This window comes from Streptomyces sp. NPDC023541, assembly GCF_055559995.1.
Map to the genome: position 1 here is coordinate 359,733 of NZ_JBVHJO010000008.1, position 14,099 is coordinate 373,831.

The 14,099-nt window shown below is 73.1% G+C and carries 16 protein-coding genes; 5 read left to right on the plus strand and 11 right to left on the minus strand.

The window, feature by feature from the left end; all coding sequences use genetic code 11:
• Positions 1-209: 209 nt before the first annotated feature.
• Both ACZ3X1_RS22385 and ACZ3X1_RS22390 read right to left on the minus strand, forming a co-directional pair.
• Positions 210-1,190, minus strand: a complete 981-nt coding sequence (locus ACZ3X1_RS22385; protein WP_467280715.1) for a helix-turn-helix transcriptional regulator — start codon at positions 1,188-1,190, stop codon at positions 210-212.
• Positions 1,191-1,220: 30 nt separating this feature from the next.
• Complete coding sequence (locus ACZ3X1_RS22390; protein WP_467280716.1) at positions 1,221-2,102, minus strand: LysM peptidoglycan-binding domain-containing protein; 882 nt, start codon at positions 2,100-2,102, stop codon at positions 1,221-1,223.
• A gap of 294 nt (positions 2,103-2,396) precedes the next feature.
• Here ACZ3X1_RS22390 and ACZ3X1_RS22395 point away from each other — a divergent pair, with 294 nt between their 5' ends.
• Complete coding sequence (locus tag ACZ3X1_RS22395; protein ID WP_356814180.1) at positions 2,397-3,215, plus strand: hypothetical protein; 819 nt, start codon at positions 2,397-2,399, stop codon at positions 3,213-3,215.
• Between the two features lie 209 nt (positions 3,216-3,424).
• On the plus strand, positions 3,425-3,832 hold the full coding sequence (locus ACZ3X1_RS22400) for a hypothetical protein (protein ID WP_356814178.1): 408 nt from the start codon (positions 3,425-3,427) through the stop codon (positions 3,830-3,832).
• A gap of 13 nt (positions 3,833-3,845) precedes the next feature.
• Here ACZ3X1_RS22400 and der read toward each other — a convergent pair whose 3' ends face one another.
• The 4 genes from der to ACZ3X1_RS22420 form a co-directional block, all read right to left on the minus strand.
• Positions 3,846-5,309 (minus strand): ribosome biogenesis GTPase Der, encoded by a 1,464-nt coding sequence (gene der, locus ACZ3X1_RS22405; RefSeq protein ID WP_467280717.1) that lies wholly within the window; start codon positions 5,307-5,309, stop codon positions 3,846-3,848.
• 76 nt (positions 5,310-5,385) lie between these two features.
• Positions 5,386-6,075 (minus strand): lysophospholipid acyltransferase family protein, encoded by a 690-nt coding sequence (locus tag ACZ3X1_RS22410; RefSeq protein ID WP_390080177.1) that lies wholly within the window; start codon positions 6,073-6,075, stop codon positions 5,386-5,388.
• Positions 6,030-6,737 carry a (d)CMP kinase gene (gene cmk, locus ACZ3X1_RS22415; protein ID WP_356814175.1) on the minus strand — a complete coding sequence of 236 codons (708 nt, stop codon included), beginning with the start codon at positions 6,735-6,737 and terminating at the stop codon, positions 6,030-6,032. Before cmk ends, ACZ3X1_RS22410 begins: the two co-directional genes overlap by 46 nt.
• A 186-nt stretch (positions 6,738-6,923) precedes the next feature.
• Positions 6,924-8,012, minus strand: coding sequence for a prephenate dehydrogenase (locus ACZ3X1_RS22420; RefSeq protein ID WP_356814173.1), 1,089 nt, complete (start codon positions 8,010-8,012; stop codon positions 6,924-6,926).
• Positions 8,013-8,197: 185 nt separating this feature from the next.
• Here ACZ3X1_RS22420 and ACZ3X1_RS22425 point away from each other — a divergent pair, with 185 nt between their 5' ends.
• From ACZ3X1_RS22425 to ACZ3X1_RS22435, 3 genes are all read left to right on the plus strand, one after another.
• Complete coding sequence (locus ACZ3X1_RS22425; protein ID WP_356814172.1) at positions 8,198-8,539, plus strand: DUF952 domain-containing protein; 342 nt, start codon at positions 8,198-8,200, stop codon at positions 8,537-8,539.
• Between the two features lie 82 nt (positions 8,540-8,621).
• On the plus strand, positions 8,622-9,104 hold the full coding sequence (locus ACZ3X1_RS22430) for a Rieske (2Fe-2S) protein (protein WP_356814170.1): 483 nt from the start codon (positions 8,622-8,624) through the stop codon (positions 9,102-9,104).
• Positions 9,105-9,192: 88 nt separating this feature from the next.
• Positions 9,193-9,873: a nucleotidyltransferase domain-containing protein gene (locus ACZ3X1_RS22435; protein ID WP_467280720.1), complete on the plus strand. Its 681-nt coding sequence runs from the start codon at positions 9,193-9,195 to the stop codon at positions 9,871-9,873.
• Here ACZ3X1_RS22435 and ACZ3X1_RS22440 read toward each other — a convergent pair.
• The 5 genes from ACZ3X1_RS22440 to pnuC are packed head-to-tail and all read right to left on the minus strand — an operon-like array spanning position 9,862 to position 14,061.
• Positions 9,862-10,626, minus strand: a complete 765-nt coding sequence (locus tag ACZ3X1_RS22440; protein ID WP_390080173.1) for a nucleotidyltransferase domain-containing protein — start codon at positions 10,624-10,626, stop codon at positions 9,862-9,864. The genes ACZ3X1_RS22435 and ACZ3X1_RS22440 overlap by 12 nt on opposite strands.
• Before the next feature lie 3 nt (positions 10,627-10,629).
• The gene (locus ACZ3X1_RS22445) at positions 10,630-11,640 is read right to left on the minus strand and encodes an ADP-ribosylglycohydrolase family protein (RefSeq protein WP_467280721.1); all 1,011 of its coding nucleotides are present in this window, start codon (positions 11,638-11,640) and stop codon (positions 10,630-10,632) included.
• Entirely contained in the window at positions 11,637-12,377 is a 741-nt protein-coding gene (locus ACZ3X1_RS22450) for an NUDIX hydrolase (RefSeq protein ID WP_362633739.1), read from the minus strand. The genes ACZ3X1_RS22445 and ACZ3X1_RS22450 overlap by 4 nt, the downstream gene beginning before the upstream one ends.
• Positions 12,374-13,453: an AAA family ATPase gene (locus ACZ3X1_RS22455; protein ID WP_356814163.1), complete on the minus strand. Its 1,080-nt coding sequence runs from the start codon at positions 13,451-13,453 to the stop codon at positions 12,374-12,376. Before ACZ3X1_RS22455 ends, ACZ3X1_RS22450 begins: the two co-directional genes overlap by 4 nt.
• Positions 13,450-14,061: a nicotinamide riboside transporter PnuC gene (gene pnuC, locus ACZ3X1_RS22460; protein ID WP_467280723.1), complete on the minus strand. Its 612-nt coding sequence runs from the start codon at positions 14,059-14,061 to the stop codon at positions 13,450-13,452. The genes ACZ3X1_RS22455 and pnuC overlap by 4 nt, the downstream gene beginning before the upstream one ends.
• Positions 14,062-14,099: the final 38 nt, after the last annotated feature.

Here is a 14,099-nt window from a genome sequence, read left to right on the forward strand (position 1 = left end):
CCTTCGGCGTTCGTCAGCGGCGCGCCCGGACGTTCGTCCGTCCCGGGTCACGCTTGTGTCACAGAATATCTACAGTCGCCAATTGCTTTCCGGAGCGCGACACGCCCGGCGTCCGGACGTATTCGAATTTCCGTCGAGAAGCACAGAATTGCCGCAACGCAATTCCATGCACCCCTTGGACCGGACCAGCTGAATCCCCCTCAGGTCCGCTACATTTCCTTCACTTCTGGCGGACCCACGGCCCGCCCCAGCAGATCTCTCAAGGACCTCATCCGATCCGTGAGCCCGGGCGGCTCGACCACTTCGAACTCACAACCGAGCAGCATGATGTGAATCACCAGAACGTCCAGGTTCACGGCGCCGGTGCGCAGCAGGCAGGTATGCGCGTCGACCGGTTCCAGGACACCGTCGCTCGGCCCGATGATCTGCGCCGCCTCCTGCTCGGAGATCTTCAGCCGCACCACCGCGCGGGCGGCGTAGACCCGCCGGGACACGCCTTCGGAGACGTACGCGGCAAGGTCCTCGGCGGGGGGCGGGCGCGGGGTGAACCGCGGCCCGTGGGGCGGTCTGGGCTCGATCCGGTCCGCGCGGAAGGTCCGCCACGCCTCGCGGTCGAGGTCCCAGGCGACCAGGTACCAGCGCCGCTCCGTGCAGACGAGCCGGTGCGGTTCGACGGTGCGGCGGCTGACGCCGCCGCCGTGGTCGCGGTACCCGAAGCGGAGCCGCTCGGCGTCCCGGCAGACCGAGGCCAGTTCGGTCAGCACCGAGGCGTCCACGGTGGACCGCTCGGCCCCGCGCAGCATCGGCACGGTGAACTCGTTGAGGGCGGACACCCTCCGGCGCAGGCGGGACGGCAGGACCTGCTCCAGCTTCGTGAGGGCCCGTACGGAAGCCTCCCCGATCCCCTCGACCCCGTTGCCCGCGGCGGTCCGCAGCCCGACTGCGACGGCCACGGCCTCGTCGTCGTCCAGCAGCAGCGGCGGCAGCTCGGCCCCTGCTCCCAGCTGGTAGCCGCCACCGGTCCCGGGGCTGGCGTTCACCGGATACCCGAGCTCCCGCAGCCGGTCCACGTCACGTCGGACCGTCCGGGCGGTGACGCCGAGGCGGTCGGCGAGATCGGCACCGGTCCATTCGCGGTGGGCCTGGAGCAGGGAGAGCAGGCGCAGCAGCCGTGCGGAGGTTTCGAGCATCCCCCGAGTCTGCCAGCGGGCGTGCGGCGTTCAGCGGGGTGCCGGCGAAGGCACCGCGGAGGGCTCCTGCTCCGTCGAACGGAAACTGCCGGCGCCCGTCGTCCCCGGCTCGAACGCCTGCTTCGGCCAGGGCTTCGGCTCCGCCGCGGACACGGGAGCCGGCCTTGCCGCGGGCCCAGGCTCCGGCACGGCCGCGGTCCTGGGCTTCGCCGCAGGCGCAGGACTCGGCACGGCCCCGGGCACGGAACTCGGCTTCACCCCCGGCACGGGACCCGGCACCACCCCCGGCACGGAACCCGGCACCGCCCCGGGCACGGGACTCGGCTCCGGGATGACCAGCAGCGCGCCCACGGCGATCACCGCCGGCTTCGGCCCGATCGTCTCCCGGTTGGCCTCGTACAGCGCCTGCCACCCGCCCTTCACCCGGCGCTCGCGGGCGATCGTGGCCAGCGTGTCCCCGACCCGCACGGTGTGCATCCGCCCGGCGAGCCCGTACCGCTTCGAGCAGACCGGCCACGCGTTCCACCCCTGCGTGCCGAGGACCTCCTGCGCCACCCTGATCTGCTGCACGCGGTCCGCCAGGTCGGCCCGCGGCGCGAAGGCCAGGCCGCCGTACTCCTCCCACGTCGGCTGCCAGAACTGCAGCCCGCCGTAGAAGCCGTTGCCGGTGTTGACCGCCCACCGCCCGCCGCTCTCGCAGTGGGCCACGCAGTCCCAGGGCCATTCCCCGCCCGGTCCGCAGTCCCCTGGCCCGTTTCCGATCACGCCCGGCGACCCGGGGTGCGCGGCCCCGGCCGGACCCGGCGCGGGCGGTGGCGGTGCCGCCTCCGCCGCGCCCCGGGGTGCTACGAGCGCCAGCACGACGGCCGCGACGACGGCGCGGGCGGCCCGGACGGTCCGGAGGTTGGGCATCGGGTCACGCTACGCAGCGCCCCACACTGCTCCGGGCCCCGCCACGCGGCGGGGCACCGCACCCCACCCGGTCGGCCGACTTCACGCTCCCCCGAAACGGCCACACCCGGCCACCAACTGCGCACAACCAGAAAACAGTTGGCACAAAACCGAAGCTGTGGTCGCACGGTTCACCCTTCCGGGCGCCCGGTTCGAATCCGTTCCCTCAAATGGCGTGACCCCGGCCGCCGCTCCCGCGTTGTGCCCGGCGAGCCGGGAGCCTCCCGGACCCGCACCTATGCCGAGGAGCACCCCGTGCCGCGCATGCTCGACGTCAGTGATGAGGTACGTGCCGAGATCGGCGACGAAGAAGCCGACAGGCTGCTCGTCGGCGACGACGCGCCGCGCAGTTACGACTGCACCTCCTGCCGTACCCCGGGCGACCCCGAGAACGACCGCACCAGCACAGTGCTGTTCGTCGGCGAGGAGACCGCCGTCCTCGCCTTCGCCCACGCCACCTGCATCCCCTCGCAGGTCGTCTCCGTCTCCGAGGAGCAGCTCCAGGGCGCGGTCCGCAGCATCACCGGTGACAGCCCGGCCTCCGGGCAGGACGCGGGCGCGGGCGCGGGCGCACCGCAGAACGTGCCCGGCGGACAGGCCGTCCTCGGCATCACCAGCGGCCTCGTGCTGATCGGCGGCGAGCTGCACCCCGCCCTCGTCGTCGAGCCGACCGCGCCCATCGCCCGCCCGGGCAGCGACGGCCCCGGCGACGACTTCCTGCCGCTCCTGATCGAGCAGGGCTTCATCCCGGTGACCGACACGGCCGAACTCCCCACCCTCCTCGGCGGCTGGTCGGTCCTGCTCGCGGCCGGGCAGCTGCACGCCGTGCTCCAGCCCGGCACCGAGGGCGGCGGCCAGGTCGCCTGGTGGCAGGCGCACCAAGCGCTGTCGGTCACCGACGGCTGGCGGGCCGCCGTCCAGAAGACCCAGCGCGTGCTCATCTACGCCGCCCCGGTCGGCTCCATCGGCCAGCAGCCGCGCGAGGACCTGCTGCGCGACGCACTGGACAAGGCCGCCGCCGCGGGCAAGCTCGTGGCCGCCGCGATGCCCCTGGCGGGGACGCCCGGCGCCTGACCGAAGCCGGTACCGAACGGCTGCCCGGCCCCCCGCGATGGAGGGCCGGGCGGCGTGCGCCGGGGGTGTGCGGTCCGTCCCGCACACCCCCGGCGATCTGTGTTTCCTCCCCCGTCACCCCGCATCCGCAGAGCGCCGGTTTCGTTGGCTGATACGTGCATCCATACGACTCCTCCCGCGCCCCGTCCCATCCGAGCACCGTCCCCGCCATGCGTCCGGTACGGGACCGGGACAGCTCTCCGGCCGTCTCGCACACCCCGATCTACGACACGTTGTACTCGGAGTACCTGCGCGCCTTCCGGGCCCTGCCGGGCGACCGGACGGGCGAGGAGGACCTCGGGTTCACGGCCTTCTCGTACGGCGGCGGCTACACGGTCGGCACGTACGGCAGCGGCGGCTGGAGCGGTTCCGCGTGGCAGCGGACGGACAGCTGGCAGCCCTCCTCCTACGGCCCGCAGACCCCGTCCCAGACGCCGTCCCCGTCGCAGGCGCAGCCCCAGACGCAGCCGGCCTACTCGTACGCGGGCAACCCCGGATACGCCGACGGGCGGCAGCACCAGACCGGGATGACGCACGTCCCGGCGGCCCTGCCGCCCGCTCCGCGCCGGGGCTACTGACCCCGGACCACCGCTACTTCTTCTTCTTGTACTGGGCACCGCGCTTCTCGCGCACCCGCACCGAGATGTGGATCGGGGTGCCCTCGAAGCCGAACTCCTCGCGCAGGCGGCGCTCGATGAAGCGCCGGTAACCGTGCTCCAGGAAGCCGGAGGCGAAGAGGACGAACCGCGGCGGCTTGCTCCCCGCCTGGGTACCGAACAGGATGCGGGGCTGCTTGCCGCCGCGGATCGGGTGCGGGTGGGCGGCGACGACCTCGCCGAGGAAGGCGTTCAGCCGGCCGGTGGGGACGCGCGTCTCCCAGCCCGCCAGCGCGGTCTCGATCGCCGGGACCAGCTTCTCCATGTGGCGGCCGGTGAGCGCCGAGACGTTCACCCGCGGCGCCCAGGAGACCTGCTGCATCTCGGTCTCGATCTCGCGCTCGAGGTAGTAGCGGCGCTCCTCGTCGAGCTCGTCCCACTTGTTGTAGGCGATCACGATCGCGCGGCCGGCCTCGACGGCCATGGTGATGATGCGCTGGTCCTGGACGCTGATGGTCTCGGTGGTGTCGATCAGGATGACCGCCACCTCCGCCTTCTCGACGGCCGCGGCGGTGCGCAGCGAGGCGTAGTAGTCGGCGCCCTGCTGGAGGTGGACCTTCTTGCGGATGCCGGCGGTGTCGACGAACTTCCAGGTGATGCCGCCGAGCTCGATGAGCTCGTCGACCGGGTCGCGGGTGGTGCCGGCCAGCTCGTTGACGACGACCCGGTTCTCCTTCGCGACCTTGTTCAGCAGCGAGGACTTGCCGACGTTCGGGCGGCCGATCAGTGCGATGCGGCGCGGGCCGCCGGGCGCGACGCCGCCGAAGGTCTGCTCCGGGGCCTCCGGCAGGACGTCGAGGACGGCGTCGAGCATGTCGCCGGTGCCGCGGCCGTGCAGCGAGGAGACGGGGTGCGGCATGCCGAGGCCCAGCGACCACAGGGACGCCGCGTCGGACTCGCCGCTCTGGCCGTCGACCTTGTTGGCGCACAGGACGACGGGCTTCTTGGCCTTGCGCAGCAGCCTGACGACGGCCTCGTCGCTGTCGGTGGCGCCGACCTTGGCGTCGACGACGAAGACGACCGCGTCGGCGGTCTCGATGGCGTACTCGGCCTGGGCGGCGACGGCCGCGTCGATACCGAGGACGTCCTGCTCCCAGCCGCCGGTGTCGACGACCTTGAAGCGCCGGCCGGCCCACTCGGCCTCGTAGGTGACGCGGTCGCGGGTGACGCCGGGCTTGTCCTCGACGACCGCCTCGCGGCGGCCGATGATGCGGTTCACCAACGTCGACTTGCCGACGTTGGGCCGGCCCACGACGGCGAGGACGGGCAGCGGGCCGTGGCCCGCCTCCTCGATGGCGCCTTCGACCTCTTCGAGGTCGAAGCCCTCTTCCGCGGCGAGCTCCATGAACTCCGCGTACTCGGCATCGCCAAGTGCTCCGTGGTCGTGCTGGTCGTTCATGAAGTCCGTTCCTCGTCGTTCGTGGTGATCGGTGGTGCCCGCGCAGCGCGGTTCCACTACTGGGTTCAAGTCTCGCTCAGCGCCCGGTCAGGCGCTTGGCGTCGGCCAGGTGGGCGGTCAGCCGGTCCTGGATGCGTACGGTGGCGCGGTCCAGCGCGGTACGGGTACGGCGGCCACTGCCGTCCCCGGCGTCGAAGGCCGAGCCGAAGACGACGTCGACCCGGCTCTTGAAGGGCGGCAGCCCCGGGATCAGCCTGCCGCGGTCCTCGGCGCTGCCCAGGACCGCGACGGGCACGATGGGTGCGCCGCTGCGGACCGAGAAGTACGCGAGTCCCGCGCGCAGCGAGGCGAAGTCGCCCTCGCCCCTGCGGCCCTCGGGAAATATCCCCAGGGCCCCGCCCTGGTCGAGCACGGCGAGGGCGCGGCCTATCGCCGCCCGGTCGGCGCCGGAGCGGTCGACCTTGACCTGCCCGATGCCGTCCAGGAACGGGCCGAGCGGGCCCACGTACGCTTCCTTCTTGATCAGGAAGTGCAGGGGTCGGGGCGCGGTGCCCATCACCATGGGGCCGTCTATGTTGTGCGTGTGGTTCACGGCGAGGATGACGGGACCCGAGGCGGGCACCTTCCAGGCGCCCAGTACGCGCGGCTTCCACAGCCCGTACATGAGGCCGATGCCGATGCGCCTGCCGACCGCCGCACCCTTGAGGGAGGGCGTTCGACTCACGTGCGGACCGCCCGCTTCTCTTCGACGAGCGTCACGACGCACTCGATCACCTGGTCGAGCGTGAGCTCGGTGGTGTCCACCTCGACGGCGTCGTCGGCCTTGGCCAGCGGAGAGGTCTTGCGGCCGGAGTCGGCGGCGTCGCGCTTGATCAGCGCCTCCTTGGTGGCCGCGAGGTCGGCGGCCTCCTTGCCGCGGAGCTCTCCGCTGCGCCGGGCGGCGCGCGCCTCGGCGGAGGCCGTCAGGAAGACCTTGAGGTCGGCGTCGGGCAGGACGGTGGTGCCGATGTCCCGGCCTTCGACGACGATCCCGTCCGCGTCCCGGGCCGCCTCGGCGGCGATGGAGCGCTGCAGCTCGGTGATGAGCGTGCGCACCTCGGGGACCGCGCTGACGGCGCTGACCCTGGAGGTGACCTCCTGGGTCCGGATGGGGCCGGCGGCGTCGAGGCCGTCGACGGTGATGGTGGGCGCGGCCGGGTCGGTGCCGGACACGATGGAGGGCTTGCCGGCGGCGACCGCCACGGCCTGCGCGTCGTCGGTGTCGACCCCGTTGGTGATCATCCACCAGGTGATGGCCCGGTACTGGGCACCGGTGTCCAGGTAGCGGAGCCCGAGCTTGGCGGCCACGGCCTTGGAGGTGCTGGACTTGCCCGTGCCGGAGGGACCGTCGATGGCGACGATCACGGCGGACGGAGCGGCGGTTTCCACGGTGCGGGCACCTTCCTGGTTGCGCGTACGTGTCCGGGCGCGGCAAAGCGCCCCTCTGCAAGGTTACCGGGCCCCAGGGAGGTGTATTGCCGATCAGGCGGGGCTCCGCCGCACCGGACCCCGCTCCCTGATCCGGCCTGGTCGGCACGACACCCCCGGCGCCCCGGCCCCGCCCGCGCCTTCCGGCTACTGGCTGCGCAGCGCCCAGCCCCGTTCGCGCAGCTCGGCGGTGAGCCCGGCCACGGACCTCGGCTCCACCATGAGCTGTACCAGACCGGCCTGCTGGCCCGTGGCGTGCTCGATCCGCACGTCCTCGATGTTGACCCCGGCGCGGCCCGCGTCGGCGAAGATCCGTGCCAGCTCGCCCGGCTGGTCGCTGATGAGCACGGCCACCGTCTCGTAGACCGTGGGCGCCGCCCCGTGCTTGCCCGGGACCCGCACCCGGCCGGCGTTCCCGCGGCGCAGCACGTCCTCGATGCCGGCGGCTCCGCCGCGCCGCTTCTCGACGTCGGCGGACTGCAGGCTGCGCAGCGCGTCCACGGTCTCCTCCAGGTCCGCGGCGATGCCGGCGAGGACGTCGGCGACCGGTCCCGGGTTGGCCGAGAGGATCTCCACCCACATCCGCGGGTCGGAGGCCGCGATCCGGGTCACGTCACGGATGCCCTGTCCACACAGCCGGACGGCCGTCTCGTCGGCCTCCTCCAGGCGGGCGGCGACCATGCTGGAGACGAGCTGCGGGGTGTGCGAGACCAGCGCCACGGCCCGGTCGTGGGCGTCCGCGTCCATCACCACCGGCACGGCCCGGGACAGGGCGACGAGTTCCAGCGCGAGGTTGAGCACCTCGTGGTCGGTGTCCCGGGTCGGGGTGAGCACCCAGGGTCGTCCCTCGAAGAGGTCCGCCGTCGCGGCGAGCGGCCCCGACTGCTCCTTGCCCGCCATCGGGTGCGTGCCGATGTAGGCGGTGGCGTCGACGCCGAGCGCGGCCAGTTCCCGCCGCGGCCCGCCCTTGACGCTGGCGACGTCGACGTAGGCGCGCGCCGCGCCGCGTCCCATCAGGTCGGCCAGGGTCGCGGCGACGTGCGCCGGCGGTACGGCGACGATCGCGAGGTCGACCTGTCCCTGCGGGGGCTCGTCGGTGCCGGCCCCGAGGGCGGCGGCCGTGCGGGCCCGGTCGGGGTCGTGGTCGGCGAGGTGCACGGTGATCCCGCGGGCTGTCAGGGCGAGCGCCGCGGAGGTGCCGATCAGTCCGGTTCCGATGACGACGGCGGTTCTCACGGGGCGCTCCACGGGTGCGTGACGACAGGTTCTGACTCAGGGTAGCCAGACGGTACGCCGCGAGGGACCGGCTGCCCGCCCAGTGGGACGACGGCCGGAACCTCGCCCCCGCGGAGCCCGGGTCCTGCCCGGCGGGGCTCCGCCTGCCCGGCGGCGTCAGCTCCCCTTGCGGTAGAACGATCGGCATGATCTTCCACATCGTCCCGCTCGCCGACTGGACCGCCGCGCCCGAGCTGCCGTACGCCCCGCCCTCGCTGGAATCCGAGGGCTTCGTGCACTGCTCTGCGGACCGTACGACGGCGCTCGGCATCGCCGACACGCACTACCGCGCGCAGCCGGGGACCCTCCTCGCGGTCGAGCTCGACGAGGACGCGCTGACCGCGGAGGTCCGCCGGGAGGGTCATTCGGGTGGCCGATTCCCACATGTTTTCGGACCGCTGAACCGGGACGCCGTGAGCCGCGTGTGGGAGGTCGTACGCACACCCGGCGCACCTGCCTCACTGGCACCGTGGCAGCCGGGCTCGTGAAACGGCGCGGCGGGCTTCACCTGAGGCCCGTCGCAGGCCAGGATGCTGCACGCCGATCCGGCCACAGAGCGAGGAGAGACTGATGAGCGACCCCACGCAAACCGTCCGGCGCAAGGTACTGGTGGCCGGTGCGGCCGCCCTGGCCGGCGGTGCGCTCACCGCCTGCGGCAGTGGCGGCGACGGCGAGAAGACCTCGTCGGGCGAGCCGAACGCCGCCACGCCGCCGCCGGGCTCCTCCCCGGAGGCCACTCCCTCGGCCGGCGGCGCGGGCGGCGGAAAGGCCATCGCCAAGGCGGCGGACGTGCCCGTGGGCGGCGGCAAGGTCCTCAAGGAGGAGAAGCTCGTCGTCACCCAGCCCACGAAGGGCTCCTTCCGCTGCTTCACGGCGGTCTGCCCCCACCAGGGCTGCCTGGTGAACAAGGTGGCGGACGGCACCATCGACTGCCCCTGCCACGGCAGCGAGTTCAAGGACACGGACGGCGCGGTGGTCAAGGGACCGGCCACCAAGGGCCTGGCCGAGAAGAAGATCACGGTCGCCGCGGACGGCAACATCACGCTCGCGTAGCGACACTCCGACAGCGAGGCGCTCACAGCCCTGCCGGCCTGCGGAAACGGCCCGGCAGGGCGGGCGCGTCCTGGCGTAGGCTCCCGGGATGGACGATCTGACGCTGGTACGGGACCACACGGTCTACCGGTGCGTGATGGGCTCCCGGGCCTTCGGGCTGGCCACGGAGACCAGCGACACCGACCGGCGTGGTGTCTACCTCGCCCCGACACCGCTGTTCTGGGGGTTCGACAAGCCCCCCACGCACGTGGAGGGGCCTCGGGAGGAGGAGTTCTCCTGGGAGCTTGAGCGCTTCTGCGAACTGGCCCTGCGCGCCAACCCGAACATCCTGGAGTGCCTGCACTCACCCCTGGTGGAGCACGTCGGTCCGGTCGGTGCGGAGCTGCTCTCGCTGCGCGCCGCCTTCCTCTCCCGCCGTGCCCACACCAGCTTCAGCCGGTACGCGGCCTCCCAGCACGGCAAACTCCTCGCGGACGTCCGCGTCCACGGTGCGCCGCGCTGGAAGCACGCCATGCACCTGCTGCGCCTGCTGCTGTCCTGCCGCGACCTGCTGCGCAGCGGCGCTTTGAGCATCGACGCGGGCCCCTACCGCGACCGCCTCCTCGCGGTGCGCCGCGGGGAGCTCACCTGGGACGAGGTCGACGCCTGGATGACGGGCCTGCAGGAGGAGACGGACAGGGCCCTGGCCGGCACTCCTCTGCCCGAGGAACCGGACCGGGCCCGGGTGGAGGACTTCCTCGTCCGCGCCCGGCGCGCGTCAGCCGCGTAGGCCCCCCGTCCGCCGCCGGACGACGAACGCGTCCAGTGCGTCGTACGCCGACCCGTGCTCGGGCAGCGCGGTGGCCGCCTGCGCGGTGTCCAGCACCACGTGCAGCGCCTCGAAGTCCTCCCGGACCGCGGCGATCGGCGGGCCCTGGTAGCCCCCGTGCTCGGCGGCCGTCTTGGCCTCGATCAGGGCGGCCAGGTACGGCGGCGCCTGCGGCACCTCGGCCAGCAGGGTCGGCAGGTGCGCCTGCACCTCGGCCGACCGCATCAGGTGGATGCCGGTGAGCAGCGCCCGGAAGGCGTAGAGGAGCGGCTTGAGTTCGGCGGCCTTCTCGAAGAGCCGCCACTGGGTGTTGGCGAACCCCCGGTAGTGGTGGGCGTGGTGGGAGGTCAGGACCCCCGGCGCCAGGGCGACCAGTTCCTCGTGCGCGGGCGTCGTGTGGACGACGAGCGGGGAGAGCAGCTGCTCCAGTACGTAGCCGTTGCGGTTGAGCATCAGGCGGACGAACTTGCGCAGGTCGTGCGTGACGAGGTCCATCTCCACGTCGTCGCGGTCCCACATGCGGGTGCGGGTCTCCTCGGGCTCGCGCAGGCCCAGCAGATCCTCCACCGGCAACAGGTGCGCCCCTCGCAGGTCGATGTCGGAGTCCCGCGACGGGAAGCCGTACAAATGGGCTCCCGAGACGGTGGCGAAGAGCAGGGGGTCGGGCTGCTCGGCCACGACGGGGGTCAGGTCGATACTCAGGGCGTCCAGCACGGATCAAGCATCCCAGAGGGTGCCGAAGGCCAGCAGCTCGTCCCGGTACTCGATACGGCCCTCCCATTCGCGCGGCCAGACGTCGGCTCCGAGGTGGGCTCCGGCGAAGGCGCCGGCGAGGCAGGCGATGGAGTCGGAGTCGCCCTTCGTGCAGGCGGCGCGGCGCAACGCCGTCAGCGGGTCCTCGGGGAAGAGGAGGAAGCACTGCAGGGCGGTGGCGAGGGCCTCCTCGGCGATCCAGCCGTCGCCGGTGGTCAGGCAGGGGTCGGTCTCCGGGGACGGGGAGCGCAGGGCGGCCGCGAGCCGGTCCAGTACCTCCAGGCACTCGTCCCAGCCGCGCGCGATGAAGGACTCCGGCGTGGCATCACTGGCGGTGCGCATCCAGAGGTCGCCGAGCCAGCGCTCGTGGTAGCGGGTGCGGTTCTCCAGGGCGTACGAGCGCAGCTGCCCGACGAGGCCGGTGACCTCGGTGCCGGAGGCCAGCAGGTGCACCGCCCGCGCGGTCAGGTCGGACGCGGCGAGCGCCGTGGGGTGGCCGTGGGTGAGGGCCGACTGGAGCTGGGCCGCGCCGGCCCGCTCCTCGTCGGTCCAGCCGGGCACCAGCCCGACGGGGGCCACCCGCATGTTGGCCCCGCAGCCCTTGGAACCGGTCTGGCTGGCGTCGCGCCAGTCGCGCTGCGGGTCGTTCAGAAGGTGGCAGGCCCGCAGGCAGGTGTTGCCGGGCGCGCGGTTGTTCTCCGGGGAGTGGTACCAGTCGACGAACTCCTCCCGGACCGGACGGGTGAGGCGCAGCGGGCCCACCCGGCCGCGGTCGGCCGCTGTCCGTATGCCGCGCGCCAGGGCGAGCGTCATCTGGGTGTCGTCCGTGACGATCGCCGGCGCGGGGAGGCGCATCTCGCGCCACGGACCGGTCTTGGCGAGGATCGAGGGCACGTCGTTGAACTCGGTCGGGAAGCCAAGGGCGTCGCCGAGGGCCAGGCCGACCAGTGCGCCGGTCGCGGCTCGCTTCGTCATCGGGTGGTTCCTTCCGGTCGGAGCAGAGGTGGGTGGAGGGCGGTCGCCGGGCCGGCCCGGTAGAGGGCGGCCGGTTTGCCGCGACCCCCGGTGAGCCGGGCGGCGCCCGGTACGGCCTCGACGAACCCGGGCGTCGTCAGGACCTTGCGGCGGAAGTTGGGGCGGTCGAGGACGGTGTCCCAGACGGTCTCGTAGACGGCCAGGAGCTCTCCGAGCGTGAACTCGGGCGGGCAGAAGGCGGTGGCCAGGCAGGTGTACTCCAGCTTCGAGCGGATCCGTATCCGGGCGTCGGCGAGGATCACCGCGTGGTCGAAGGCCAGCTCCGGGGCCTGTCCCAGGGGCAGCCAGCGGGCCTGTGCGGCGTCCCCGCCCCCTTCCGCCGCCGGCTCCGGCAGGTCCGGGACGAGGGCGGTGAAGGCCACCGAGACGACCCGCATTCGCGGATCGCGGTCCGGCTCGCTGTAGGTGCGCAGCTGCTCCAGGTGCAGGTCGGCCACGACCTGCCGCGGCAGGCCGGTCTCCTCGGCCAGTTCGCGCCGGGCGGCCGTCTCGGCGGACTCCCGGGGCAGGACGAACCCGCCGGGCAGCGCCCACGCGCCCGCGTACGGCTCCTGGCCGCGCCGGATCAGCAGTACGTGCAGGGCGCCGCCGCGCACGGTGAACACGGCGAGGTCGACGGTCACCGCGAACGGCTCGAAGGCGTACGGGTCGTAGCCCGGCTCCGGTGCACCGCTCATCGGTTCTCCGGGAGCGGGTCGGCGAACCGCCAGCCTTCGGCGAGCAGTGCGTCCACGGCCGCGACGGCCGTGGCCAGCCGTTCCCGCCGGTCCCCGCGCAGGGACAGGAAGCGCCGTCCGGTCGCCTCCAGCTCCTCGCGGAACCGCCGGGTCATCCAGGGTCTGAGGTGGGGGCCGTCGCGCAGTCCGTCGTCCTCGAAGGGCACGTCGGCGTCCTCGGTCAGCAGGTAGAGGTCCCGGTGCGTGAGGGCGGCGATCCGCTCGACCTCGGCGTTGCGGCCGCCCATGTACCGCTCGTGCCAGATGCCGGTGGCGAAGGAGTCGGTGTCGCAGATCAGCACCGGGGAGCCCTGGCGGGCCGCCCGCTCCTCCGCCTCGTCCTGCCGGCGGGCGATCAGCGGGAACTCCTCCGAGGTGAAGGAGACGTCCGTCCAGGTGGCGCCCGGGTCGGCGGCCCTGGCCGCGGCGAGCTTCTCCTCGCTGTAGCGGCGTCCGTACTCCTCGACCCAGCCGGTCGCCGCCCAGACCCCGCCGCGTGCCCGCAGTCGCGCGGCCAGGTCCCGGGACAGTGTGGTCGTCCCGGTGGACTCGGCGCCGAGTACGACGACGCGGCGTGCGAGGCGGGCCCGTACGGCGGGTCCCAGGAAGTCCCAGCAGGCGGCGGGGTCGGCCCGGACGGCCGTCCCGGACACCGGGAAGAGGGTCCGCGCGGGGTCCACGCAGACCTCCTCGGCGCCGAACCTGCGGGCGAGTTCGGTCCCGTACTCCTCCGAGGTGAAGACGGCGTCGACGGGCCGGCCGACCGCGGCCCGGAAGATCACCATGTGGGCCTCCCAGACCGCCGGGTCGTGCAGGTCGACGGGGATGTCGTCGACGGCTCCGACGACGTCCGCGTCCGGGTGGGCCTCCCGCATCCAGGCGACGCGGTCGGCGAGCGGCACCGACTCCACGGAGGCCGCGCAGACCAGGACGGTCAGCCGCTCGCAGCGGTCCTGGGCGGTGCGCACCAGGTGGTGGTGGCCGGCGTGCGGCGGGTAGAACTTGCCGAGCACCAGGCCGTGGCCGAAGCGCCTCATGCCGTCGCCTCCACGGCCGCCGTGGGGGTGGTGCGCTCCGGGAGCGTCCGCCGCCAGCCGAGCAGGCCCACGACGCACAGCGCGAGGAAGCCGACGTAGAGCAGGGCGGTGAGGTGGAGCCCCTTGTGGACGTACAGGGGCACGTAGACGAGGTCCGCGGCGATCCACAGCCACCAGGACTCGACGAGCTTGCGGCACTGGCCGTAGGTCGCCGCGAGGGAGAGCACGGTCGTGGCCGCGTCCCAGAAGGGGACGGTGGAGTCGGTGGCCCGGGCGAGGAGCAGGGTCAGGCCGAGCGTCGCCACCGCCCCGGCCGCGGCCAGCCAGGCCCACTCGGTGCGCGTGGTGCGGCGCACCGGCAGGGCTTCGGCGGTTCCTGGTCCACCCCCGTGGGTCCAGGACCACCAGCCGTACGCGGCCAGGGCGATGAAGACGATCTGGAGCCCGGCATCGGCGTACAGGCCGGCCTGGGCGAAGAGCACGATGAAGAAGACGTTGTTGGCGATGCCGATCGGCCAGTTGGCGATGTGCTGACGGGCCACCAGCCAGACGCACAGGGCGCCCGTGGCGAAACCGAGCACCTCGGTCCAGCTCAAGGTCCAGTTCATGCCGAGCCCCCCTCCTTTTATAGTCACTGTGACTATAA